Origin of the sequence: Paenibacillus sp. 2TAF8, assembly GCF_052114825.1 — a bacterium.
In the GTDB taxonomy this organism is placed as follows: domain Bacteria; phylum Bacillota; class Bacilli; order Paenibacillales; family Paenibacillaceae; genus Paenibacillus.
In genome coordinates this window covers 1-24,639 of sequence record NZ_JBFRFN010000038.1, presented here as the reverse complement: position 1 = coordinate 24,639, position 24,639 = coordinate 1, and the positions used below count along the sequence as shown (strand labels likewise).

Sequence of the window (24,639 nt, the reverse complement as noted above, 5' to 3'; positions counted from 1 at the left end):
TAAAGGCAGCTATGCTTTAATTACAGTTTTACAACTTCTTCTGCTTGAGGACCACGGTTTCCTTGTACAATTTTAAATTGCACGCGTTGACCTTCGTCCAGCGTTTTGAAGCCATCGCCTGTAATAGCGCTGAAGTGTACGAATACATCTTCTCCGCCTTCAACTTCGATGAAACCGAAGCCTTTATCAGCGTTGAACCATTTTACTGTTCCGTTTTGCATGTGAATTACACCTCCAAATAAAGATTAACATGTTCCTTTGTTCTTTGCAGCAAGCAAATAAAAATTCACACATTGAAAAAGGTACCAGTCATAAACCTATAAGTGATCGCCCTTTACAATATGTGAATTAGGTTTTCCACTCTGCTCTGTACAACTTGATTCTTAGTATACCTCTAATCGGATCAAAAAGCAAATCATTGTATTTTCTTTTCAAACAGCTTTGGAAATACATGTTTAATAAATTCATATCCACAGCTAGTCTGTGGTCACCTTTTGAGCTATCGCCTGTGTACAGCCTTATGAAAGGATATGCAGTTACAATCCAACTTATACATGAATTGCGAAAATGTTCTGTCCTTGCATATCCAATATATTCAAGTAAGAGCTATGACTAAAATCAGTTGAGCACTACAAAAGCCAATATATGAACAATATTTCATTTAGGTCCACGCCCACATAAAAGCATCGCGATCCCAGGCAACCCGCCCGCCGTGTAGTTTGCGAAATGCCTTTTTCACTTCTTTGGATAAGGAAGCATTACCGTTTTCGTTAACAAAGACGAACTGCTCTCCAAAATGAGTTCTTACATACTCTATTGCTTCTTCCTGACGAAGTGTGCCCGTAAACTTAATCTCTCCGACCATCCATTCAGCCACGTCCTGCGCTGTCTTTTCCATCTTTTCACCTGCCGTTCTCCTGTTACACGGTGGTCAAACCTCTCTTGTCTGACTTTCACCTGTCTGAAGTATACCACGACAGCGGGACAGACGGAAAACAAAGCAGGCATGATTATGAGGACACGGGATATAGATCAGCCTTCTAAAACCTTACAAGGCAGGTGTACCCATTTCAGGGTATGCGTAATATAATACTTTGCATGACCATCATCTTCAGATGGATAAAGACATAAAAAGTAACAAAAAAGAGACTTATCAAATTGCATTTTATCCTAAAATCAGGTATGGCTTAACCCTTTGCCTGTCCATTATAGTAATACTTAAGTTTAAAGTTGCAGGGACACTTCACCTTTCTAACGTCAAATGACTGTAAGACTCGGATGACAATCGTTTTTATAAGCATATTAAATCAGGGAGGATTTTATGAAAGCATTCTTTCAGCGCTGGGGACATCTACTGGCCATTTTATGTATACCGCTTCAAGGCTCAATCTACATGTTCCTGGGCAGCCAAGCGGGAGATGATGTATTTTACAATTATGCCTGGATTGATACACAGATTCCTTTTATCAAAGAATTTATTATTCCTTATGTCAGCTGGATGCCCATTCTATATCTGAGCTTTCTCTACTTAGGTCTTACGAACAAGTCGCTGTTCTGGCGTACATTGATTATATATAACGTCGGGGTGATGGCTGCCAATGTTTGTTTTGTGGTATTCCCCTCGTATGTACCTCGTCCTGAAGTGAGTGGAACGGATCTTAGCAGTGTACTTGTGCAATTTATTTATTCTAATGATGCGCCTGTAAACTGTTTCCCAAGCGTACATTGCCTTACAAGCTACATGTTGTTCATTATTCTCAACAGACACCTGAACGTCAAACCTGCTTTACGGGTCTTCGGCTCCGTGTGGTTGTGGTTAATTATCGCTTCGACGGTGTTCGTTAAACAGCATTCGCTGCTGGATGTCGTTGGCGGCATTGCATTTGCTGAAGCGGCCTACTGGGCAGTTCATGTCTTTGCCAAACGTCTGGGGCACGCTCGGAAGAGCAACAAGCAACCGATCAGAGCTACACAACCAAGCCGTAACGCATAACGTATTCCATAAATTAGAAGCACGGTTCAATATGAATACGATGTATTCATACACATCAAACATTTAATAACAAGGAAAGAGGGCTCTGTTGCAGTGCCCTCTTTTTTGGTATACCTATGCATTTTTCAGGGCATATCTTAAAATCCACTGAAGTGCATCTTTTACCGCCTTTTCGCCCCATACCTGCGTCACTTTCCTTTGACGTGCCCCGGCACGCCTACGAAAAATTTCCTGAAGGAACAAAAATTCAGCAACATTGGCTTCCTTCGGCGATTTCAGACATCCCCTAACAATCATTTCTTTAAATACTATGGCAGTAATTAGACGATCGGCGGACGCTCGTGCAGCAGATCGGATGGGGGACTGCCCATGAGTCGCTTGAATATGCGGTAAAAATAAGACAAGTCCCGGTAACCGAGAAATTCGGCAATTTCCTGAATGGAGAGCTGCGACTCGGTGAGCAGGTACAATGCTCTTTTCATCCGTTGATCATGAACGTACTCGCTAATCGTCTGATTGGTTACATTTTTGAACAGGGAGGCCGCATAGTTGGGAGACTTCCCGATCTCATCCCCAAGATCTTCCTTTGTTACTTTCTCCCGATAATGCTGCTCAATGTATCTCTTCATCCGTTCCACGTACCGATGCTTCTCAGGCGGAATGATACCGCGATCGAGTTCCCGGTTAATATAAATTAGCACTTCCATCAATAAGGCTTGACTCATCATGACATAATAAGAAGGGCGTTCTTCCCATTGTTGCTGGATTGCCTTCATTCGCTGATGGATCATTTCGTAACAGCCTGGTTTATTCCTCAATGGTTCACGTTGTTCGAGTGCAGGCAGTTCTACAGTCCCATTTTGCCTTAATAAAATAACAATCTGGGTGTGCGTAACCGTAGGAATACTCTTTCCATAATAGGGTATCCCTCCAGGAATCAGCAGCAATTCACCCTTTTCCATGATCTGTTTATCTCCGTTCACCCAATATACACATTTTCCATATGTAACCAAGCTGAGGCGCCAAATTCCCTGTGGTTGTGCGGCTTCTTCGTACCAACCTACGCCATTCACATGATGTACTTCAAGTGGAGTAACCATATAACACCTCATTATCGGACTATACTCTAATCATTGTACTATAGTTCATATCGTGATTCGACAGAAAACGCTACAATAAACACATAAGAACCAAATATGAGGAGGATATTAGCATGTTGAAAACCAAAATTATCTGTACCATGGGACCTGCTTGTGACTCAATCGAAACATTGAAAGTAATGATTCAGGAAGGTATGACGGTTGCCCGTCTGAATATGGCTCATGGTGAGTTGGAAGATCACGTGGGACGGATTAATAATATCCGTACAGCTGCTGCTGAACTGAACAAATATGTACCTATCATGATGGACATCAAAGGACCGGAAGTGCGGATCGGTAAATTAAAAGAAGCTTCCGTTCACCTTCAGGCGGGTAAAGAACTTACGCTGACCACTGAAGATATTCTTGGCGACGTAGAGCGGATCTCCGTAAACTACCCTGAGTTGAATCTGGTCGTTAAACCAGGAGATCGCATTCTGATTGACGACGGTTTGGTCGACCTGACTGTATTGTCTGTTGAAGGTTCCGAGATTCACTGCCAAATCATTAGCGGCGGTATTCTGAAACCACGTAAAGGCGTGAACTTGCCAGGAATCAAAACGACACTGCCAGGCGTAACTGAACGTGACGTTATGCACATTGGATTCGGAATTGAGAACAACATCGAAATTATCGCAGCTTCCTTTGTTCGTAAAGGGGATGACATCCGTGAAATCCGCAGCATTCTGAAAGAGCGCGGTCAGGAGCATGTACAAATCATCTCCAAAATTGAGAACCAAGAAGGTATGACCAACCTGGATGATATCATCGAAGCATCGGACGGCATTATGGTAGCTCGTGGAGATCTCGGGGTTGAAGTACCAATCGAAGATGTACCTATGATGCAAAAAGAAATGATCGATAAATGTAACAAAGCTGGTAAACCAGTTATCGTTGCTACTCACATGTTGGAGTCTATGCAAGTGAACCCTCGCCCAACACGTTCCGAAGTAAGTGACGTAGCAAACGCAGTGCTGCAAGGCGCAGACGTGGTGATGTTGTCCGGTGAATCTGCTGCTGGTAAATATCCAATTCCGTCCGTACGTACGATGGCTGCTGTTGCACGCCGCGCAGAAACCATGATCGATTACAAAGAGCAGTTCAACCAAAAATCGGCACAACAAGTGGCTGACATTACCGAAGTTATCAGTCAAGGAGCTGTTAGTTCTTCCCTTGTTTTGAATGCTAAAGCGATCATTACATCCACCGAAAGTGGATTCACAGCTCGCATGATCTCTAAATATCGTCCAAAAGCACCGATCATCGCAGTTACTCAGCACAAAGAAGTGCTGGCTAAAATCTGTCTGCTCTCTGGTGTCGTTCCAGTCATGGGCGACAAAGTGACAACAACAGATGAAATGTTCGAATCCGCTACGCGCAATGCCATCAAAACAGGTTATGTTGAAAAAGGGGACATCATCGTATTGTCCGCTGGTGTTCCAATCGGTCAATCCGGTAACACAAACCTGATCAAAGTGCTGCAAGTATAATTAAGAATCACAGCATAACGTTCTATAAAAACTAGGAAAATCAAAAAATCCACCGGGATATGAAATCCGGTGGATTTTTTAATGTCTTCCCTTTTACTTACTACATCAAAGTTGAACGAGATAAATTGAATTATTCTTTACACAGAAACTACAAGTTGCGCGAATAGTTAACCAGATCCTGCGACATATTGTTGATCTCATCCATTGAGGCATTGACCTGCTGCGTCAGGGCTGCCTGATTCTGAGTCAGTGTGGACATATTGCCGATATGTTGCAAAATATGATCAATCAACGTTTTCATTTTCTGCATGCTATCTTCAATGTTGACCGTTGCCTCCGAACTATGATCAGCCAGTTTCCGCACTTCTCCAGCTACTACGCCGAAGCCCAAGCCCAGTTCACCTGCACGTGCCGCTTCGATGGCTGCATTCAAACCAAGCAGATTCGTTTGGCCGGCAATCTCCCGAATAAACGCTGTAATACTCTTCGTATCATCCACGCTATCCCGCACCTGTGTTGCCGCATCAGCAGATAACTCCTGAGCGTTGACCAGCTCCTGTGCCTGATCCGTAATCGAGTTAATGCCGCGTACCATCTCTTCAATGGACTCGGACAACTGTTTAGTTTTCAAATTCATCGCTTTAACAATCTCTTCTTTATTCTTCTGGTGAGTCACATCCCGAATCGTTCCGGCAACACGAAGCGGTACGCCATTCTCGTCACGAATGGTTTCACCACCCGCATGATACCAGCGATACTCCCCGTCTTTTCGTTGCAAACGGTAGTCAAGATCATACAGTGTTCTACCGCTGTAATCATTCATATGTTCAGCAAATGCATTAATCGTACGGTCATGATCTTCAGGGTGAAGACGGCTGCTCCAACTGCTGAATACATTCGGGAAGTCTTCTTCATTCTTGAAACCGAGTTCTCTGCGGAATTGTGGCGACCACCAGAATTCATTGTTTGGATTGACCACATCACCAGCAACTACCGTCATATCCCACGGCGCTTCTACAAGCGCACGGTTGACGAGATCATAACGGGTAACAAGCGCCTCCAATTCATCTGACTTGATCTTCTCCTCATGAACGTCGAACATGACTCCAATTAACTTAACCGGAGCACCTGCAGCATCTCTCACAAGTCGTCCAAGGCATCTGAACCAACGAACATCTCCGTTTTTCAAAACCATACGGCTTGTAACATTATATCCCGCTTGATCATTCGGATCATTCACATGTCTCGTAATATCCTCCACAAGCTGTGCTCTGTCCTCTGGATGCACAGATTTAGCCCAGCTGGCGAACTCATTGGGGAAGTCCTTCGAATTACTGTAGCCCAGCATTCTCCGGAACTCTTCCGAGAATGAAACGACATTATTGTGATCCAGCGGATTACCTGCAACGATCTTCGACTCCCATATCGCCGCTTGGAGCGCCTGATTCAACATGGTAAGACGTATTTGTGCACCCTCATGCTGTGATCGCATCAGTTGTACTGCTTTCCGAATATTCTCCAAAATTTCATCATTGCCCTGTGTATCAGCATCTGCCTCGCTCCAAAACTGGCCATTCTGAGCGTTCTCTAACAAACGACGGCTGTAACTCAGCAGTTGCTCATGTGAATTTATACGATTTGATTTGCTTGCTTCACTACGTTTCAAAAACATCGCGGTATCCCCTCTTATGTAAGGTGTCTTTATATATACTTCGACATATATTGACAAGAAGTGTAGTTCTAAAGTCGCTAATTTTTAAAAAAACGAAAATCTTCGCCAATGAGACGATGATTCACGTTGTTAGAAGATTTTATCTTTTATGATATATCGATTTACGTAAAATATTATACTCTGTTACCAGCCGAAATTAAGCGTTTTCCCCGTCTCTGCCCACGTCTTAATGCTGCTTAAAATCATCCACCAGCTATTCTGCGCATTGGCGAAGGAAGGATGATTGTCTGTAAACTGATCATTGATCAGCGTAAGTTTGGTACACTCCCCCACAGTCTCTAATTGGAAAAGTACTCTCGACTGAAGCTCGGCATGATTGGAATGATACGAAGGCCCTGGATGTTCCCGATAGCTAAGACTAGAGAGCGGCTCAAATTCCAAAATCTCACCATATACATGGACTGTTTCCTGACCATCATTACCTGGCCCAACATATGCAAAAGGTTGTCCAGGCTGAAAATTGGAGCGAAGCTCGCTACCAAAGAAACTGCTCCGCGTACCGTCCGGGGAAATCAGTGCATTCCACACTTCCTCCCGCCCTGCATTGATATAAAATTCATATTTCAAATCCATAAGCTCACTCCTTTTAAGTAATCATAATTTGGATGTTCTCTCACATTTCTATCCTACCGTTATACCCCATACTTGTATTGTAAAAACGCGACAGCAACGAAATATCAGTTATACTAATGGGAGATCCAATGGACCGAAGTCACTCCACCATCATATCGAAAGAGAAAGAGAGGATGCAGGGATGAAAAGCACAGTCAATCCGGCAACTCCCCCTATGGGACTGCTTCATATGGAAGAAGGCAAGCAGCAATATCAATTGACACGATTGCGTCCCGCCGAGGTGCTGAGCCCTTTTGTCAAACATTACTGGATGGTGTCTTGGGATCTTGCAGAGCGTGCATCATATCCACAACATGTGATACCCAATCCTTGTGTTAATCTTGTCGTTGAGCGCAACAAAACCTTTTTTTTCGGGCCTTCCGATCAAAAGTTTACCTACTCTATTCATGGCAAAGGCCTTGTGTTCGGTGTGAAGTTCAAACCGGGAGGATTCCACCCCTTCCTTCAATCGCCTGTTTCTACACTTTACGGAAAACCGCTAGAGGTATCCGGCCTACTCGGAATCCGCGCTGAGGACTTAGAAGATATTTTGTTAGGTGATCTCTCCACGGAAAAAAAGGTGAGCTATATGGATCAGGTATTATCTGCACGCCTTCCCAAAGAGGATACGGAAGCGAACTTGATCTATACTATCGTGCAGCACATCGAGCAGGATCGTGATCTGCTCAGAGTAGATCAGCTCTCAGCTCGCTGGGATCTGCACACTCGAAAGCTACAGCGTTTGTTTAATCAATATGTAGGCATCAGCCCCAAAACGGTCATTCAATTATATCGTCTGCAAAATGCAGCGGAATGCATAGAACACGGCTTAACCTGCGACTTAAGCAAGTTATCTCAAGACCTGGGATACCATGATCAATCCCATTTCACCAAAGACTTTAAATCTATTATCGGCAGCACACCTGAAGAATATATGCTGTTGTCTGGCCCTATTCCATTAGGTACAGACAAAAGCCACGACGAGTGATGCTCAACGCCAAATACGCCTGACGGGGTTCTACGGCAGGCGTATTACTTCAATGGTGTCTCCTGTATGAATAACACCCTCACGCTCAACGGAACAGACGATACCGCGTTTTTTGCGAGCAGCTGGTACAAACTTTTTGCGCAAACCCTCCTGTCCGTAGACCTGCTCAATCACTTTCCCCGGATGTACGCAAGGCAGATTCTCCCCTTCACAGATCAAGCCTGTTCCATCAGGAAACAGAAGTCTTGTTCCCACGGACAATTCGGTCAAATGCTCTATGCCGCGAACCAGCATATTGGCACCCAGCCACTCAGGGCGGACTTCAGGGATGTTCATTTTCTGGGCAATCAAAGCACACTCTTCCTCTGAAACGATACTGATCTGCCGGCGATTGGCAATCGGTGTACCGCGCTTGTAGATTTTCTGACGGGAATCTGCTGGTCTTAACAGACCGTAATGCCGATCCCCAGGAATTCCAGCAAGTTCAATATCAATGAACGGCACTACCCTTGTCACAAATGTAGATGGATCATCTGCAAGCAAAACAAACTGAGCTGTTCCCATGAAATTCCCCTCCCTTTCTGGATCAATCCAAAATCCACTTTCCTTTTTGTCCTAAACGTTATTACCCTGTGTATGAATCTTTGACAAATGGCAGATGATGATAGGTATATCTTATGATCTTTCCCCTCATATGAAGTCAGTAGAAAATAGTGAATAAAACCCACTTACAGTATACGCAATTAAATTGCAAAAAATTAATTTGAAAATTCCCGTTTTTATGCTAATCTATATATTAAGTATGTTGGGAGTTCATTACATATAGAAAGCAGGGTGTTTCTTTTGATCGGTACTATTTTTGTCGCTCTTGTAGCTGTTGAACACTTCTATATTATGATTATGGAGATGTTCATGTGGACACGTCCACGCACGATGAAAACGTTTGGCACTACACCGGAGTTTGCCGGATCTACCAAAGCTCTTGCAGCCAACCAAGGTCTATATAACGGTTTTCTTGCAGCTGGTCTGATCTGGGGACTGTTATACCCGGATTCCAGTGTTGGATTGCATATTCAGATTTTCTTCTTAGCTTGTGTAATTATTGCAGCTCTCTACGGCGGTGCGACTTCTTCACGATCCATTATTATCAAGCAAGGTTTGCCGGCAATCATAGCACTTTTGCTTGTATTGTTCCTGTAACTAGTTAAAACGGGCATAATCTGCGACTGAACCCTCGGATATGGTAAGGTAGGAAGTATAAAGTATATCTTACCAATCACCAGAATGGTTCTGGGAGTAGAGAGGGGAACATGTCATGGGACTGTTTGACAAGCTGCGTCGGCGCAAAAAGGAAAAGGCACAATCCAGCGTTGCAGCTCCGCAGACGGATTATAGTCAAACCATTGTCGGATTTGTGTTATTAGAACGGGAAGAATGCGATTTTAATTTTTTTATCGACCGGATGAAGATAGAATGGAATATTGAGATTCATGAACAAGCCGAGGAAGGCAATCTCTTCTTTGAAGTCGATGGAGTGCAGGTCGTGTGCGCTCACATTGCCGCGCCTGTACCTGATCGAGAGGTGGAGGAGAATGCGAAGTTAAACATTCTTTGGCCAGAAGCTGAGCAGGTGACTGCACGGCACCAGTCTCAGATCATTGTATCTGTTCTCAATGCAACAGATGCTATCCAGGGACATATCCTTTTTACTCAAACCGCATCCGCATTACTGCAATTGGATCATGCTCTCGCAATCTATATGTCTCCACTTGTCGTTGAAGCAGGTAAGTATGTGGAGGTAAGCCGTGGGCTCAAAGAGGATGAATTACCGGTACCTCTATGGGTGTTCATTGGTCTGTATCAAAACACCGAAGGCGCTTCAGCATATACGTACGGCCTGCGTAACTTCGGGAAAGTTGAGATGGAGATTACCGGATCATCCAAGCCATTAAGTGATGTCTTTGAAATGATGTTTATGACCACCACTTATGTGGTCGAAAATGATGTCACCTTGCATGATGGGGAGACTCTCGGATTTACTGCAGAGCAGAAATTAAGTATTACCCGTTCCAAGGGAATTGCGACTGAAGGGGAAAGTCTGAAGATTGGCTTGTAATCTTCTTGGTGGTCTATGGTGTCCAAGTATATGTACTCCTGATTCAGGCCGTTCGAAATCTAATTTCGGGCGGCTTTTGTCTATTAAAGTGCGGATTTATCAGGCTCAACCCTCTCCATTTCCCTGAATTTTACTCCAATAGGATTATATAGGCCATAAGAACTACAATCATGTGAAATCCATATTCATTTATAGCAGAAATCAGTATAATTAATAGGCTAATAGACTTATAAACTACATAAAATAATGAATGAGGAGTTGCTTTTATGTCTGTCAGACGTTTGGATTCAACAAAACCGATTATTGAAATCATCTGGGATGGGATCGTCTCACCAGAACAGGTCGACCAAGTCAACGCGGAGATAGAACAAATTGCTTCGCAACTGGGCAAAACATTTGATGTACTGGTTGATATGACACATATGAAAGCTTTCCCGCAAGACACCAAGGAGAAGATTGTGGATCATCAAAAACGACTGAAGGACATGGGCATGAAGCGAGCTAGCGTAGCTGTTGGTGGAGCGATCGCCAAAATGCAGCTCAATCGGATCTCCAAAGAATCAGAGCACCAGACGGAATTCCAATGGGAAACGTATGATGAAGCATTGGCCTTTTTAATGAAATAAAAGCACGCAATTTTACAAATTGGACAGAACATTGCAGGGAAATTATGCTAGATAGAACAAACAATAGAGCGGTTCTCGTGAGAGGCCGCTTTTTCTTAACGCAACATCGATAATATCTCCCCTTTAGAATAGTTATCCCATTATCCCCCATAAATGCCATACTAACCAAAATAACGCTCTCTATTCCGATACATAAAATTCCGTCCTTTCCTTCCATCTCCCCCATTTATATGTGTTTTTCCCTTTATGACCTTCCCCTCTACCATTTAATAACAGGCTTATTTAGTAAATGATTCAATAGTATATGTCGATATAATTTATAAGCTTATAACACACTAAATACATACTACATCTGGGGGGAAATGTAAAATATGAAACTGAAATTGAAATTAATGTTAGCCTTCTCCATCACTGTTTTGGTAACTGCAGGTGCACTTGCACCACTTGGTTTAGTTCAAACCGAAAAACAGGCATCCCAAAGTGTGAACAATAAACTAAATGGACTAGTATCGAGTGCAACATTTCAGTTAGATGGATGGTTACACGGGAACGAGAAATTAGTAGAAACGCTAGGATTAGTCATCCAGGAAGCTGTCCCTGCTTCTAATCTCGATGAAGATTATTTATCTATCATGTATAAGGGTACTAACTCCAATAACTTAGAAGACTTATATTACGGCAACGAAGACGGCCAGTTTATGAATGGTTCTGATTTCGAGCAGGCTGCAGACTATGATCCCAGAAAACGTTCCTGGTATAAAGAAGCCGTGCAGGCGGATAAACTGATTTTTACCGACCCATACATCGATAACAAATCTAAACAATTTACGGTGTCTATTGCTATGCCAGTAAAAACAAAGAGCGGTGCATTACAGGGGGTGGTGGCTTCTGACATCCTCCTTTCGAAACTAACCGATACAGTGAATCAGATTGATCTGGATGGATTAGGATATGCCTTCATGCTCGACAAAAAGGGAGTTATTCTCGCTCATCCGGAGGCTAATCTCGCAAGTACTTCAGCAGCGGACAATGATCAATTAGGCCCTTTGCTCGCAGATATGCAGGCTAATGCATCAGGACAGAGGTCATTTCAATACAATGGTGAAAATCTGTTGCTCTATTATAAACAAATCCCGACTACGGGTTGGATTGTCGGTTCAGTTATATCGGAGAAACTGGCCTATTCCGAGTATTATCAATTACGGAATCAATATATCCTTATTATCGCAATTACATTGTTGACGGTACTAACGATAGCTTATTGGGTCGCAACTCGTTTTATCAAACCTCTTAAGCGCTTGCAATTCATGTCGGGTCAGATGTCCCACGGCGATTTTACGGGTCGGGTAGATACTAAAGGTTCAGATGAATTTGCTGAACTTGGGGTTGCTTTCAATACGATGTCTGATCATCTCAGCATATTACTTCAGAAGGTGAGGAGCTCTGCTGATCAGGTTCAAGATATCTCCATGGTTATGGAAAACCACACGGGCAACACCCAGCGTATTGCCGAACAGATTTTTATTGCTACAGATGAGCTTGCCCAAGGATCAAGCAGTCAGGCAGAATCAGTCTATGAAGGATCGAACCGTCTAAGTGCCATGAGCCAGACAGTGAACGGTATCAATGACAATGTAGAGCAGTCTGTCATGATGATGCAGGAGGTTACAGAAGCGATGTCAGTAGGTTTACAATCCGTTGATGCTCAGGTAGCACTTGCCGAAGATAATCGTACTTCCATTGATAGAGTCGGTGGAGCTATTCATTTACTGGCAGAAAAATCACAAAAAATTGAGAGTATCGCCAGCATGATTCGAGATATATCAGCACAGACCAACCTGCTTGCACTAAATGCTTCCATTGAAGCAGCCAGAGCGGGGACACAGGGCAATGGATTTGCTGTTGTCGCTAATGAGGTGCGCAAATTGGCTGAGCAGTCCTCACAGTCTGTTGAAAGTATTATTGTTTTGCTTAACGAAATTCACACAGCAAGTGAACAAAGTGTAAATGAAGTAACTTCTGCCGAGCAAGCTATTCAACAGCAAGTGACTTCTGTTCACGAAATGCGGAATGTCTTCGCACGGATCAAACAATCCATAGATGGCATTGATCTTCAGGTAAGACATGTTTCCGCGGCCACTACAGAACTCGATAATAACGCTGGAAAAATTTCTGAAGTTATCTCCAGTGTCGCTGCAATGTCGGAGCAGAGTGCTGCTTCCACAGAGGAAGTTGCATCTTCGACCCAAGAACAATTCAATTACATCACAACGATCTCGGAACGTTCTAAAGAGTTGTCACATCATGCAAACACCCTGTTTGACGAAGTTAAGAAGTTTAAAATATAATCAACCTCTCTTTGATTGCAAATAAGCCGCGTCTCCTATAAAGGATCACGCGGCTTCTATTTGTATTCAAACCCACTTTGATATGGAGGGCTAACCTCTGAACTCCGTATCTCTCTCTTCTAAGAAGACCTTCACCTGTGTCCTGTCGTTTCCCTTACCACCAGTTCAGGCTTTAGAATTCGCTTCTGCGGCTCTTTGTTGTTATCCCTTAATTCTTCGATAAGGATATCGACGGCATAACGCCCAAGCTCCTCAATAGGCTGAGCAATCGTGGTCAATGGCGGACTAGTCACAGAAGCCAAAATCGTATTGTCGAATCCGATAATGGATACATCCTCAGGAACACGTAGTCCCCGTTCCTTGGCTGCTTGAATTGCACCAATCGCCTGTATATCATTACAACAAAATATACCTGTAGCATGGTTCTGCTCACTGAGCAGCCGCAATGCCTCATGTTTGGCAGAACCCAGATCGGCAGCTGATTCGCGAATCTGATCAGGCTCCAGTACATGTCCTGCTCGCTGTAGAGCTTCACGGAAGCCACGCACCCGCTCCTGACTGCTGCTGACTTTGGATGGCTCAGACAAGACCGCCAGACGCGTATGTCCAAGTTCAAGCAGATGCTCGGCGGCCAGAGTACCGCCAAGCATATCATCAATAGTGACCGTATGCACCGACAATGCGGGCATATGGCGGGCAATCAGCGCAACAGGCATGGACTGCTGCAAGAGCGGTGATAGAATTTCGGCATTATCGATCCCGGTACCGATCATCATGCCGTCGACTCTTTTTTGCTGCAACAGGTTCAGGTATCGCTCTACCCGCTCGTCCTTGTTATCCGTACTACAGATCACCACACTATACCCTAACTGGCGGCTGCGATCCTCCACTGCCCGGGCAAGCTCGGCAAAATACGGATTCGAAATATCCGGTACAAGCAGACCTAGCGTATACGTCTGTTTACCTGTCAGTGCAGCAGCAATTGCGCTCGGTTGATAGTGAAGCCGCTCCATGATCTCCATAATCTCGGCACGACGCTTCTCGCTGATCTTGCCTTTTCCGTTAATCACCTGCGAGACGGTGGCAATAGATACCCCCGCCTCGCGTGCTATATCGTAAATGGTTGCTTTCATCGTTTTTCCCCATTTGTGCTATATATAAATTCATTATACATAGATGATTATTCTCTTCTTATTATGAAGGGGGAATACTGCTTACGCAATGTGAAGACAGAATTACTTATGACTTTTACTTTTTGAAAAGCCACTCATGATCAGGGTCGTTATGGAACTTCCACGTTCGTGTCGGCCCTGCCATCACATTCAGATAATAGACTTCATATCCCGGAGGAGCACCTACCGGATGGTATCCGTTCGGCACAAGCACTACTTCGCCGTTCTTCACTGCAAGTGTCTCATCCACAGAGCGATCATCCGTATAGACGCGTTGAATGGCAAAACCCTGCTCTGGCTGCACACGGAAATAATACGTTTCCTCCAGCAATGATTCATCTGGCAAGGCATCCCGATCATGTTTATGCGGCGGATAGCTCGACCAGTGACCATCCGGTGTAAATACTTCAACGACCAGCAGGCTGTCTGCTTCTTTTTGCTCTGGTAAAATGTTATGGATATGACGCTCCAGATTGCCGTAACCGCGCCCTTCCACACCTACATCTTCAGGCGCAATTAGACGCGAAGGATACGTCCCTTTACCCGGGGCAACACAAATCGCGATCTCCAGATCGGTAAGGGCGGTAACCTCCACCTGATCTGACGTGGACACATAGACGGAGTACGGAGGGATTTTTTCGAATACACTCATCCGTTTCCCGATATTCTCCCACGTATGCTCCCGAGTACTTACGTTTGCAAGCCCGCTGAGAAGCACAACACAGAGCTCCTGGTCTCCACTCTCACGGCTTAGCTTCTCCCCTGCTGCTAGTTTCGCAACCTGAAATCCGACGTATTCCCATCCAGCAGATTCCGGAGTCACGGTCAATATTGTCCCGTCTTCCTTTGGGTTTGCGGCAGGTTTAACGATAAGTTCTGACATGTTGCCTTTCACTCCTTCCATACTCGTCTGCTATCACCTGATCTAATCCTTGTGTGACGGTATCGTTCATTTATTTGAATACAAAATTGCTTTGCAACTTCTACTAAATTCTAATTAATTTGCCGGTTGCGTCTCACGCGATGCACCTGGAACTTCTGTCATCTTCACAGGTCTTCCCTGCTCCATGGACATCTTGGCTGCCAAAGCGATCCGCTCCGCTTGTACAGCATCGTTACCATCTACAATAACCGGTTTGTCATGAATAATGGCATCAATGAAAAGAGCAGTCTCTTGTACATACGCTTCATTGTAACGTTCAAGGAAGAAGTGCAGTGGCTTGTCACGCATCAGTCCAGCTGCAGTGCTAATCTCTGCTGTATTCGGATGATCATTATCCGCCGAAGCGCTGCCCAGCGAACCGAATACTTCCACACGTTGATCATATCCATACACAGCCTGACGGCTGTTATCGATAACCCCAATCGCTCCACTCGCAAATGTCAACGTAACGATGGCTGTATCCACATCGCCATGCTCGGCGAATACCGGGTTAATGAGCACCTTGCCTTTGGCATAAACTTCCTCTACTTCACTGCCGGACAGGAACCGGGCCATATCGAAATCATGGATCATCATATCCATGAAGATTCCGCCGGACACACGGATATATTCCGCAGGTGGCGGGCTCGGGTCACGGGATGTAATCTTGAGAATATGTGGATCACCGATCGTGCCTTCTAACACATGGGAGCGTACTCTTCTAAAATTGTGGTCAAAGCGGCGATTAAATCCGATCTGAAGCTTCACGCCAGCCTTTGCTACAGTCGCTACAGCCGCTTCGGTCTGGGACAAGTCCATACTTACCGGCTTCTCACAGAAAATGTGTTTACCCGCTTGTGCTGCCTGCTCGATCAAAGGTACATGCGTATCTGTTGAAGAACAGATTAATACCGCATCAATGTTTGGCATGGCAATGAGCTCGTTGCTATCTTTGGTTACAACAGAGATACCGCGCTCGGAGGCCCATGCCTCCAGTTCAGGTCCTGCAAACAAATCACTGATCGCGACAATCTCAGCATGCGGGTTACGCAGCAGGTTGTCTGCATGGATTTTACCGATGCGTCCAGCACCGATGATGCCAATTCTTACTTTGTCCTTGCCCATTCCGTTATCCTCCCTATTTGCATCCCTATGGTGTCTGGAAGCTGAGTAATCACTCAGCCCCTGTATTGCACATACGTACTGTGCGTTAAACGATTACCAGCGTGTGGTTACCATTTTTTTGCGAGTGTAGAACTCCACACCATCCGTGCCGTTAGCATGCAGATCACCGTAGAAGGATTTCTTCCAACCAGAGAATGGGAAGAAGGCCATCGGCGCTGGTACACCCAGATTCACGCCTAGCATACCCGCTTCAATCGTTTCACGGAACTGGCGCATATTCGCACCGCTGCGAGTAAACAGACATGCCCCGTTAGCAAAGTCTGAACGGTTTGCCAGTTCTACCGCTTCTTCCAGCGTTTCTACTCTTGCTACCGAAAGAACAGGAGCAAAGATTTCATCTTTCCAGATTTTCATGGTGCTATCTACATGATCAAATACAGTTGGTCCGACAAAATAACCGGAGCCGTCTGTCGCTTGATCCTTGCGTCCATCCCGAATCAAGGTTGCGCCTTCCTTTTCACCTGACTCAATGTAACCCAGTGTACGCTCTTTGTGCGGTCCGCGGATTACCGGACCCAGGAATACGCCTTCGTCCATGCCGTTACCGATGTTGATGCGGTCAGCAGCTTCCACCAACTTTTGAACTAACGCATCTGCTACATCGCCAACAGCGACAACGACGGAACAAGCCATGCAACGTTCGCCAGCTGATCCAAATGCTGCACTTGTGATCTCTTTTACGGTTAGATCGAGATCAGCATCCGGCATAACGATGGAGTGATTTTTCGCTCCAGCGAGTGCCTGAACACGTTTACCGTGTGCTGAAGCTGTTTTGTAGATGTATTCAGCAACAGGTTGTGAGCCAACAAACGAAATGGCAGCCACTTCTTTATGCTCAAGCAGTCCGTTTACAACGTCATGTGCACCGTGAACGATGTTGAGTACGCCGTCTGGAAGTCCCGCTTCTTTGAAAAGTTCTGCCAAACGTCCCGCCAGAAGCGGTGTACGTTCAGACGGTTTCAAGACAAAGGTGTTACCACAGGCAATCGCCAGCGGGAACATCCAGCACGGTACCATCATCGGGAAGTTGAAAGGAGTGATTCCCCCGATAACCCCGATTGGGTAACGGTACATGCCTGATTCCAGTCCTGTAGCGATGTCAGGCAACTGTTTGCCCATCATGAGGTTCGGCGCACCTGCCGCGAATTCAACGCACTCAATACCGCGCAATACTTCTCCATAAGCTTCGGCATAACTTTTACCGTTCTCCAGTGTCACCAGTTTGGCCAGCTCTTCCCAGTACTCTACCAGCAGCTGCTGATAACGGAATAGAATGCGGGCACGGCGAGGAACCGGTGTGGTGCTCCATGATTTGAATGCTGCCCGTGCAGCTTGCACTGCCTGATCGACATCGGCTTGTTCAGACAGCGGCACATATGCAATGATCTCTTCCGTAGCCGGGTTAACAACCGCTTCGGTTCGTGTTGTCGTCGGGGTTACCCAAGTACCCCCGATCCAGTTCTGTACATTCGTCACTGTTGCAGACGCTTCTGAAGTTCCTTTTCCCATGTGTACTGTCTCCCCTCGTTTATGTGCGTTTCTTCTGTGCATTTCTTTCCTATCCAATGCGTATCTTCGGATCACGAAGTCCCATTGATTCAACATGGGTCATCTAGATCAATGCCATCTGTATTACGGCTGACTGTTATCTATATATTGCTTGCTTATAAAGTACTGTGGGTCGTAATCGAATACGCAGTTCATCAAGACGGAATAATCTCGCCCCGGTTGCAGCGTTCGATATACTCATTCACCTGTTCTACAGTCGGCATCGCATCCGAGCAGCTGTGACTGGAGATAACGATACTTGCTGCAGCACTTCCGTAGCCCATACTGCGTTCAATCGTCCAGCCTTGCATTAAGCCGTAGAGGAATCCTGCAGCGTAAGAGTCGCCTGCACCAAATGTTTTTACGACACGAGCAGGATAACTGTTAGCCCGGTGTGAGAGCCCTTCACGCGTATACGCGATGGAACCTTCTTTTCCGTGCTTGATCACAACGATTTTTGCTGAAAAATCAAACCATTTCTGTGCTGTCACCTGATCATTATGATCCGGGTTATTCTCAAACGTCTCCATCATATCGAACTCTTCCCGTGTGCCCAGGATGATATCGCATTTCTCGGCAGCGAGATTATAGTAGACTGCTGTCTCTTCATCCGAAGTCCAAGTATATGGACGGTAGTCCAAATCAAATACGATGACAGTGCCATGTTTTTTTGCATAAGTCAGAGCTTGAATAACGGCTTCCCGTGACGGACTCTGCGCAAGAGCCGTACCAGAAATCAACAGTACTTTGGAATCTGCAATCAGTTGCTCCTGTACCTCGCTGGCCTGCAATAACAGATCCGCTACATTATCCCGGTACATCAGAATACTGCAATCTGTCGGGCTCTTGATTTCGGTAAAAGCCAGGCCCGTTACAGCCCCAGTGYTGTCCGTCACTACATTGGAGGTATCGATCCCGTTCTTCTCCAGATAACTTTGGATGAATCTGCCCATCTGATCACCTGCGATTTTGCCGATGAAAGCTGTCTCCATTCCAAGTCTGGACATGCCGATTGTAATATTGGCCGGAGAACCGCCAACGTATTTGGTGAACGTCATCGTCTCTTCCATCGGACGGTTGATCTCATTGGCATTCAAGTCGATGCACAAGCGGCCAATGGCAGTGAAATCCTTTTTCCTGGATGCTGGAAAGGATACGTAAGTCATTGCGGTTGAGCCCCTTTCTATGGTGGAATCTCGATTGGTTAGGAGAGAATTCTTACTCCAAAGACATGAAATCATGTTGGATTCATTCTATTCTTCTGAACTTTGTTCTATTTTCTTACCTGCAGATGCTAGGTTGGTTAACTGTCTCTAATTTCGCTGTCTTTACTGCCCTAGTACAGAGACTCCATGTAACTCAGAGAACGTTTCGCATACTCATACGGATTATGAATGGCAGGATCTTGTTCCCCTTCGAGCATCGCCCAGCCGTTGTATCCGCGATTGATCAGTTCCTGCAGAATCGGTGCAAAATCAATGCAACCATCTCCCGGTACGGTGAATACACCTCTGCGAATACAACCAACAAAGTCAGATTGCTCTGCTCGTGCCTGATCAAGCACATCCGGGCGAATATCCTTCAGATGGATGTAGGCAATCCGGTCATAATGTTTACGCAGCACCTCAAGTGGATCAGCGCCGCCATAATAGGCATGGCCTGTATCAAAAAGTAAGTAGACCATTGAAGGGTCTGTGAGCTCCATCAAACGATCAATTTCCTCAGGTTGCTCAACTACCGTGCCTCCGTGATGATGATAGGTGAGCTTAAGCCCATACTCCTGGGCAATGGCACCAGCTTGGTTCAAACCTTCAGCAAGAACATGCCATTCGGCATCGCTGAGTCTGAGTACTTCTTTTTCATGTGGTGTCCGTCTTGGATCAAAATGGAGTGACCCGCCAACCTCAGCTGTACTAATGACCTTACTGCCCATGGACTGCAGAAATTCAGCATGCCTACGATAGTCGTCCAGTTCCGCTTGGCGATATGCCGGATCGGAGAATAGTACGGATTTCCACTGGGAGATTAGATTAATATTCCGCTTGCTCAGCTCTTCACGCAGTATAGCGGGATCGGTCGGATACTTGCGTCCCATCTCAGTACCCGTCAATCCAAGACGCTGGATATCGTCCAGAATCTGGGCACATGTTGTATCATCACCATGTTCCTTCACATCTTCGCCGACCCAATTGATCGGATGAATCCCAAGCTGGAATGGCAGCTTGCTCATGGTTCCACGGCTCCTTTTGTTGTTCAGCTTTGTCAGACTTTATCTTTATGAGAAGAGATTTATTTATAAAATAAATGAGTAGATGAGATTAGTAGCGTGAATTACACCAGTTTTGCTTTGCCGCGATTCGATTTCATCGTCTCGTGGGCCCGAACTACTTTTTCCTCAACAGATACTTCAGGCACCCCGACATTCCACCATGACTCATATCCGCCTGTGTTGGTTCCCGGTACAACTGGAATTTCAATCAACGTTGTTACCGTCTCGTTCTTGGCGTCACGAAGTGCCTGTTCCAGTTGCTCCGCAGTTTCTGCGCGATATGCTTTTGCTCCCATACTGCGAGCGTGAGCCGCAAAATCCATAGGCATATACTCACCCGTCAAACGGCCACTGTCTGTTTCACGATAACGGAACTCGTTCCCGAATCCGTCACTTCCGTGCTCACGTTGCAGATTATGAATGCACTGAAAGCCATTATTATTAAATAAAAGAACCGTCATTTTCTTCTGTTCCTGCAGACTTGTAACCAGTTCCGAATGCAACATCAGGTAACTGCCGTCACCCACCATGGCGTAGACTTCACGATCCGGCTCTGCAAGTGCTGCTCCGAATGCGCCACTGACCTCATATCCCATGCAAGAGAATCCATACTCCATGTGGTATGTCTTCGGTTCAGTCGAACGCCACAAACGATGCAAGTCACCTGGAAGGCTTCCTGCTGCACAGACAATCACTGAAGATGGATCAATCGTGCGATTTACGATACCAACGGCTTTCGTCTGCGCCAGACCAGCTTCATGCTCGGCAGCGTAGAGTCGATCCACTTCTGTATTCCATTCATCACGAAGTTCAGCCACTTCAGATGAACCATAAGCACTGCTGTACTGTTGTGCCTTCAATTCTTGTTGCAACGCCTGCAAGCCTTCACGGGCATCAGCCAGAATAGCTTCCCCGCCTAACTTTGCAGCATCCATACTATTCAAATTGATATTGATAAAGGATACTTCTGGGTTTTGAAAAGCAGCATGTGACGCCGTGGTGAAATCGGAGAACCTTGTCCCCACGCCAATCACTACATCTGCTTCTTTAGCCAAGCGATTGGCAGCCAGAGAACCGGTAACCCCGATGGCCCCCACATTAAGCGGGTGTTCCCAAGATACTGCGCTCTTGCCAGCCTGCGTCTCAGCAATCGGAATACCAAAGGCTTCTGCGAACTCGATCAATTGTGAAGATGCCTCAGAGTAGAGCACCCCACCACCTGCAACGAGTAGGGGCTTTTTGCTATGGGCGATCTGCTTCGTTGCCCGTCCAATGGCTGCTGGAACAGGTGGCCGGCGATCCAGATAATGCACCTTGCGAGCAAAGAAAGATTCCGGGTAGTCATATGCTTCTGCCTGAACATCCTGAGGCAATGCTAGCGTGACAGCTCCGGTCTCCGCTGGGTCAGTCAGTACACGCATTGCATGTGTAACAGCAACCATGAGCTGTTCAGGGCGCACGATGCGATCCCAGTATTTGCTGACCGCTTTGAACGGATCTGTAGCAGATATCGTATAGTCACTGCTTACTTCGAGTTGTTGTAATACTGGATCTGGCTCTCGCGTAGCAAAGTTATCTCCTGGGAGAAGCAATACCGGAATCCGGTTCACCGTTGCTGTTGCTGCGGCAGTAATCATATTCAGTGCACCAGGGCCAATAGACGTAGTACATGCGTAGATCTGTTTGCGGTTCTTCTGTTTGGCATAAGCTGCAGCTGTGTGCACCATACCTTGTTCGTTTTTACCTTGCATATACGTCAGGCTTCCAGGGCTACGTTCTAGTGCTTCCCCGATTCCTGTTACATTGCCGTGTCCAAATATTCCGATAATTCCTTTTACAAACTTGGTTTCTACCCCATCTACCGAGATATACTGCTGATCTAGGTAACGAAGCAAGGCCTGAGCCATCGTTAGTCGAATCGTTGTCATGATTGATCGCCATCCTTTCCTTTACGGGTTAAGCGCTTAATCTAAGTTAAGTTTAAGCGCCTTACCCCTGAAGGTTAAGCGCTTAATTCATATGGTATTACAGGCTGAGAATTTTCGCAAGCTATTTTTGTAAGCGTTTTATTAAAATTAGGATTGATTTGCGTAAAATAAGGGGTGAGGAAGTACGAATCAGGGGGATTATTATCCCTTCGATTGCTAGGGTAATGCTAGAGGAATATAAAGTATAAGTAATGATTCATATTTCATATAAGAAACTCTCATGTTATTAAAACGCATGGTGGGTTTGAAATCGAGGGATCAAGAGTAATTCAAAAATCTAGCTGGAGTGCAACAGGGGAGTTCATTGAATGTTGTTTAAGAGAATTGCTGAGGAAATACGACGAAGGCTTGGCCACATAATATAGGAAAAGGAATAACTTCTTTTTCATGCAAAAAAAGAAAGAGAACACAAATTGTGTCTCCTTCTTCTTCAATATATAAAGCGGGTGATGGGAATCGAACCCACGCTATTAGCTTGGAAGGCTAAAGTTCTACCATTGAACTACACCCGCATAAACCAAAAATCGGGATGACACGATTTGAACATGCGACCCCCTGGTCCCAAACCAGGTGCTCTACCAAGCTGAGCTACATCCCGTTAAATATACCGGCGAGAGGACTCGAACCTCCACGGTTTCCCACTCGATTTTGAGTCGAGCGCGTCTGCCATTCCGCCACGCCGGCATAGTTTAAATTTAGTTATAATGGCGCGCCCTGAGAGATTCGAACTCCCGGCCTTTTGATTCGTAGTCAAACGCTCTATCCAGCTGAGCTAAGGGCGCAWATATTGGAGCGGAAGACGGGAATCGAACCCGCGACCCTCGCCTTGGCAAGGCGATGCTCTACCGCTGAGCCACTTCCGCAAAATAAAGGATGCGCGTGGAGGGACTTGAACCCCCACGTCAAAGACGCTAGATCCTAAGTCTAGTGCGTCTGCCAATTCCGCCACACGCGCATRTARTAAAAGTGAGTCATGAAGGATTCGAACCTTCGACACCCTGATTAAAAGTCAGGTGCTCTACCAACTGAGCTAATGACTCATAATAAAACTGGTGGAGGATGATGGATTCGAACCACCGAACCCGTACGGGAGCAGATTTACAGTCTGATGCGTTTGGCCACTTCGCTAATCCTCCATAAAGTGGTGCCGGCGAGAGGACTTGAACCCCCAACCTACTGATTACAAGTCAGTTGCTCTACCAGTTGAGCTACACCGGCGTATCAAATTGTTGTATTAATGGTGGCTCGGGACGGAATCGAACCGCCGACACGAGGATTTTCAGTCCTCTGCTCTACCGACTGAGCTACCGAGCCATATTAAAACTCACTCCAAGATGGTTTCCCATTCTTAATGCTAGTAGAAATGGCGGAACCGACGGGATACTCTCACTTCGTTCGAGACTGCGAAGCATATGCTCTCGAAGTAAATGCTCCGACGAACCCACAAACGGATTCTCATCCCTGAAGCTTGTAAAGATGGCGGAACCGACGGGATTCGAACCCGCGATCTCCTGCGTGACAGGCAGGCATGTTAGGCCAACTACACCACGGTTCCAAATCACTTTCCGTTAGGAAAGCTACAATTGCGGGGGCAGGATTTGAACCTGCGGCCTTCGGGTTATGAGCCCGACGAGCTACCGGGCTGCTCCACCCCGCGTCATTAGAAAAAAGTATATGGTGGAGGCTGAGGGGATCGAACCCCCGACCCTCTGCTTGTAAGGCAGATGCTCTCCCAGCTGAGCTAAGCCTCCATAGGTATTGCTATGACCCGTAGGGGGTACTCTCACTTCGTATGACCCGTAGGGGATTCGAACCCCTGTTACCTCCGTGAAAGGGAGGTGTCTTAACCCCTTGACCAACGGGCCTTAATGGCTCCCCGAACAGGACTCGAACCTGTGACAACTCGATTAACAGTCGAGTGCTCTACCAACTGAGCTATCAGGGAAAATGGTGGAGCCAAGCGGGATCGAACCGCTGACCTCCTGCTTGCAAGGCAGGCGCTCTCCCAGCTGAGCTATGGCCCCATACATGTACTTCTTMTTTARTTACTATGGGCCTTGGTGGACTCGAACCACCGGCCTCACCCTTATCAGAGGTGCGCTCTAACCAACTGAGCTAAAGGCCCCTATCATTCGAAAAAAAATACCCCATTGGGGTTCCGCTTGGCGGCGTCCTACTCTCCCAGGACCCTGCGGTCCAAGTACCATCGGCGCTAGAGGGCTTAACGGTCGTGTTCGGGATGGGTACGTGTGGAACCCCTCCGCCATCGCCACCAAACGCGATTGGATCGAAGCTACGGCTTCTTCCATATCATGTTGAAACTGAAAATCATACACACATTCCGTGATGTACCMATTTYCAYTTCATTCAGAGTGTTGTTCTCTGAAAACTAGATTCGAAACGAAACGCACGCGACTTAAAACTTGCATATTTGGATAAGCCCTCGACCGATTAGTACTGGTCAGCTCCATGCATTGCTGCACTTCCACCCCCAGCCTATCTACCTCGTCG

The 24,639-nt window shown here is 46.0% G+C and carries 20 protein-coding genes, 17 tRNA genes and 2 rRNA genes; 7 read left to right on the top strand and 32 right to left on the bottom strand.

All coding sequences use genetic code 11. The annotated features are described in order from the left end of the window. Positions 1 to 20: 20 nt before the first annotated feature. Positions 21 to 221, bottom strand: a complete 201-nt coding sequence (locus AB4Z30_RS29295) for a cold-shock protein (RefSeq protein ID WP_017691122.1) — start codon at positions 219 to 221, stop codon at positions 21 to 23. A 440-nt stretch (positions 222 to 661) separates the two neighbouring features. After that, positions 662 to 898, bottom strand: coding sequence for a DUF6953 family protein (locus AB4Z30_RS29290; protein ID WP_441931125.1), 237 nt, complete (start codon positions 896 to 898; stop codon positions 662 to 664). A gap of 423 nt (positions 899 to 1,321) precedes the next feature. On the opposite strand from AB4Z30_RS29290, the gene AB4Z30_RS29285 reads away from it, so the two are divergent. Beyond that, a complete protein-coding gene (locus AB4Z30_RS29285; protein WP_441931124.1) occupies positions 1,322 to 1,993 on the top strand; it encodes a phosphatase PAP2 family protein in 672 nt (223 codons plus the stop codon). A gap of 320 nt (positions 1,994 to 2,313) precedes the next feature. Here AB4Z30_RS29285 and AB4Z30_RS29280 read toward each other — a convergent pair whose 3' ends face one another. Continuing rightward, positions 2,314 to 3,093 (bottom strand): helix-turn-helix transcriptional regulator, encoded by a 780-nt coding sequence (locus AB4Z30_RS29280; RefSeq protein WP_441931123.1) that lies wholly within the window; start codon positions 3,091 to 3,093, stop codon positions 2,314 to 2,316. Between the two features lie 113 nt (positions 3,094 to 3,206). On the opposite strand from AB4Z30_RS29280, the gene pyk reads away from it, so the two are divergent. Then, positions 3,207 to 4,622 (top strand): pyruvate kinase, encoded by a 1,416-nt coding sequence (gene pyk, locus AB4Z30_RS29275; RefSeq protein ID WP_441931122.1) that lies wholly within the window; start codon positions 3,207 to 3,209, stop codon positions 4,620 to 4,622. A gap of 148 nt (positions 4,623 to 4,770) precedes the next feature. Here pyk and AB4Z30_RS29270 read toward each other — a convergent pair whose 3' ends face one another. Together AB4Z30_RS29270 and AB4Z30_RS29265 are read right to left on the bottom strand one after the other, a co-directional pair. Further along, on the bottom strand, positions 4,771 to 6,294 hold the full coding sequence (locus AB4Z30_RS29270; RefSeq protein ID WP_441931121.1) for a methyl-accepting chemotaxis protein: 1,524 nt from the start codon (positions 6,292 to 6,294) through the stop codon (positions 4,771 to 4,773). Positions 6,295 to 6,477: 183 nt separating this feature from the next. Then, positions 6,478 to 6,927, bottom strand: coding sequence for an SRPBCC family protein (locus AB4Z30_RS29265; protein ID WP_441931120.1), 450 nt, complete (start codon positions 6,925 to 6,927; stop codon positions 6,478 to 6,480). A gap of 181 nt (positions 6,928 to 7,108) precedes the next feature. Between AB4Z30_RS29265 and AB4Z30_RS29260 the strand changes: the two genes are divergently transcribed. Next, complete coding sequence (locus tag AB4Z30_RS29260) at positions 7,109 to 7,954, top strand: DUF6597 domain-containing transcriptional factor (RefSeq protein ID WP_441931119.1); 846 nt, start codon at positions 7,109 to 7,111, stop codon at positions 7,952 to 7,954. A gap of 30 nt (positions 7,955 to 7,984) precedes the next feature. Here AB4Z30_RS29260 and AB4Z30_RS29255 read toward each other — a convergent pair whose 3' ends face one another. Continuing rightward, on the bottom strand, positions 7,985 to 8,518 hold the full coding sequence (locus AB4Z30_RS29255) for an MOSC domain-containing protein (RefSeq protein ID WP_441931118.1): 534 nt from the start codon (positions 8,516 to 8,518) through the stop codon (positions 7,985 to 7,987). Positions 8,519 to 8,788: 270 nt separating this feature from the next. Between AB4Z30_RS29255 and AB4Z30_RS29250 the strand changes: the two genes are divergently transcribed. From AB4Z30_RS29250 to AB4Z30_RS29235, 4 genes are all read left to right on the top strand, one after another. After that, on the top strand, positions 8,789 to 9,154 hold the full coding sequence (locus AB4Z30_RS29250) for a DUF1304 domain-containing protein (protein ID WP_441931117.1): 366 nt from the start codon (positions 8,789 to 8,791) through the stop codon (positions 9,152 to 9,154). Positions 9,155 to 9,269: 115 nt separating this feature from the next. Then, entirely contained in the window at positions 9,270 to 10,070 is an 801-nt protein-coding gene (locus AB4Z30_RS29245) for a DUF4261 domain-containing protein (protein WP_441931116.1), read from the top strand. Between the two features lie 266 nt (positions 10,071 to 10,336). Further along, entirely contained in the window at positions 10,337 to 10,696 is a 360-nt protein-coding gene (locus AB4Z30_RS29240; protein WP_441931115.1) for a hypothetical protein, read from the top strand. Between the two features lie 371 nt (positions 10,697 to 11,067). Then, positions 11,068 to 13,044: a methyl-accepting chemotaxis protein gene (locus AB4Z30_RS29235; RefSeq protein ID WP_441931114.1), complete on the top strand. Its 1,977-nt coding sequence runs from the start codon at positions 11,068 to 11,070 to the stop codon at positions 13,042 to 13,044. A 131-nt stretch (positions 13,045 to 13,175) separates the two neighbouring features. Here the strand turns inward: AB4Z30_RS29235 and AB4Z30_RS29230 are convergent, their stop codons facing one another. The 26 genes from AB4Z30_RS29230 to AB4Z30_RS29105 all read right to left on the bottom strand — a co-directional run. After that, positions 13,176 to 14,177 (bottom strand): LacI family DNA-binding transcriptional regulator, encoded by a 1,002-nt coding sequence (locus AB4Z30_RS29230; RefSeq protein WP_441931113.1) that lies wholly within the window; start codon positions 14,175 to 14,177, stop codon positions 13,176 to 13,178. 115 nt (positions 14,178 to 14,292) lie between these two features. Continuing rightward, positions 14,293 to 15,099: a 5-deoxy-glucuronate isomerase gene (iolB, locus tag AB4Z30_RS29225; protein ID WP_441931112.1), complete on the bottom strand. Its 807-nt coding sequence runs from the start codon at positions 15,097 to 15,099 to the stop codon at positions 14,293 to 14,295. A 114-nt stretch (positions 15,100 to 15,213) separates the two neighbouring features. Next, positions 15,214 to 16,263, bottom strand: coding sequence for an inositol 2-dehydrogenase (gene iolG / locus AB4Z30_RS29220; RefSeq protein WP_441931111.1), 1,050 nt, complete (start codon positions 16,261 to 16,263; stop codon positions 15,214 to 15,216). A gap of 93 nt (positions 16,264 to 16,356) precedes the next feature. Next, complete coding sequence (locus AB4Z30_RS29215; protein ID WP_441931110.1) at positions 16,357 to 17,832, bottom strand: CoA-acylating methylmalonate-semialdehyde dehydrogenase; 1,476 nt, start codon at positions 17,830 to 17,832, stop codon at positions 16,357 to 16,359. A 194-nt stretch (positions 17,833 to 18,026) separates the two neighbouring features. After that, positions 18,027 to 19,037 carry a 5-dehydro-2-deoxygluconokinase gene (gene iolC, locus AB4Z30_RS29210; RefSeq protein WP_441931109.1) on the bottom strand — a complete coding sequence of 337 codons (1,011 nt, stop codon included), beginning with the start codon at positions 19,035 to 19,037 and terminating at the stop codon, positions 18,027 to 18,029. 170 nt (positions 19,038 to 19,207) lie between these two features. Beyond that, positions 19,208 to 20,101, bottom strand: coding sequence for a myo-inosose-2 dehydratase (gene iolE, locus AB4Z30_RS29205; protein ID WP_441931108.1), 894 nt, complete (start codon positions 20,099 to 20,101; stop codon positions 19,208 to 19,210). A gap of 101 nt (positions 20,102 to 20,202) precedes the next feature. Continuing rightward, positions 20,203 to 22,068, bottom strand: a complete 1,866-nt coding sequence (iolD, locus tag AB4Z30_RS29200) for a 3D-(3,5/4)-trihydroxycyclohexane-1,2-dione acylhydrolase (decyclizing) (RefSeq protein ID WP_441931107.1) — start codon at positions 22,066 to 22,068, stop codon at positions 20,203 to 20,205. Between the two features lie 501 nt (positions 22,069 to 22,569). Beyond that, a tRNA-Gly gene (locus tag AB4Z30_RS29195) sits at positions 22,570 to 22,640 on the bottom strand. A 12-nt stretch (positions 22,641 to 22,652) separates the two neighbouring features. Then, a tRNA-Pro gene (locus tag AB4Z30_RS29190) sits at positions 22,653 to 22,726 on the bottom strand. Positions 22,727 to 22,733: 7 nt separating this feature from the next. After that, a tRNA-Leu gene (locus AB4Z30_RS29185) sits at positions 22,734 to 22,812 on the bottom strand. Positions 22,813 to 22,833: 21 nt separating this feature from the next. Further along, positions 22,834 to 22,910: transfer RNA gene (locus tag AB4Z30_RS29180), tRNA-Arg, on the bottom strand. A 6-nt stretch (positions 22,911 to 22,916) separates the two neighbouring features. Beyond that, a tRNA-Gly gene (locus tag AB4Z30_RS29175) sits at positions 22,917 to 22,991 on the bottom strand. An 11-nt stretch (positions 22,992 to 23,002) separates the two neighbouring features. Next, positions 23,003 to 23,083: transfer RNA gene (locus tag AB4Z30_RS29170), tRNA-Leu, on the bottom strand. A 12-nt stretch (positions 23,084 to 23,095) separates the two neighbouring features. After that, positions 23,096 to 23,168: transfer RNA gene (locus AB4Z30_RS29165), tRNA-Lys, on the bottom strand. 10 nt (positions 23,169 to 23,178) lie between these two features. Beyond that, positions 23,179 to 23,264 (bottom strand) — tRNA-Tyr (locus tag AB4Z30_RS29160). Between the two features lie 6 nt (positions 23,265 to 23,270). Continuing rightward, positions 23,271 to 23,346, bottom strand: a tRNA-Thr gene (locus AB4Z30_RS29155). Positions 23,347 to 23,366: 20 nt separating this feature from the next. Next, positions 23,367 to 23,442 (bottom strand) — tRNA-Phe (locus AB4Z30_RS29150). Positions 23,443 to 23,605: 163 nt separating this feature from the next. Further along, positions 23,606 to 23,683, bottom strand: a tRNA-Asp gene (locus tag AB4Z30_RS29145). A 28-nt stretch (positions 23,684 to 23,711) separates the two neighbouring features. Then, a tRNA-Met gene (locus AB4Z30_RS29140) sits at positions 23,712 to 23,785 on the bottom strand. Between the two features lie 18 nt (positions 23,786 to 23,803). Next, positions 23,804 to 23,879, bottom strand: a tRNA-Val gene (locus AB4Z30_RS29135). A gap of 42 nt (positions 23,880 to 23,921) precedes the next feature. Then, positions 23,922 to 23,993, bottom strand: a tRNA-Glu gene (locus tag AB4Z30_RS29130). 4 nt (positions 23,994 to 23,997) lie between these two features. After that, positions 23,998 to 24,073, bottom strand: a tRNA-Asn gene (locus AB4Z30_RS29125). A gap of 3 nt (positions 24,074 to 24,076) precedes the next feature. Then, a tRNA-Ala gene (locus AB4Z30_RS29120) sits at positions 24,077 to 24,152 on the bottom strand. Between the two features lie 27 nt (positions 24,153 to 24,179). Then, positions 24,180 to 24,253, bottom strand: a tRNA-Ile gene (locus AB4Z30_RS29115). Between the two features lie 35 nt (positions 24,254 to 24,288). Further along, positions 24,289 to 24,405 (bottom strand): 5S ribosomal RNA (rrf, locus tag AB4Z30_RS29110). Between the two features lie 154 nt (positions 24,406 to 24,559). Next, a 23S ribosomal RNA gene (locus AB4Z30_RS29105) occupies positions 24,560 to 24,639 on the bottom strand; the annotation flags it as partial.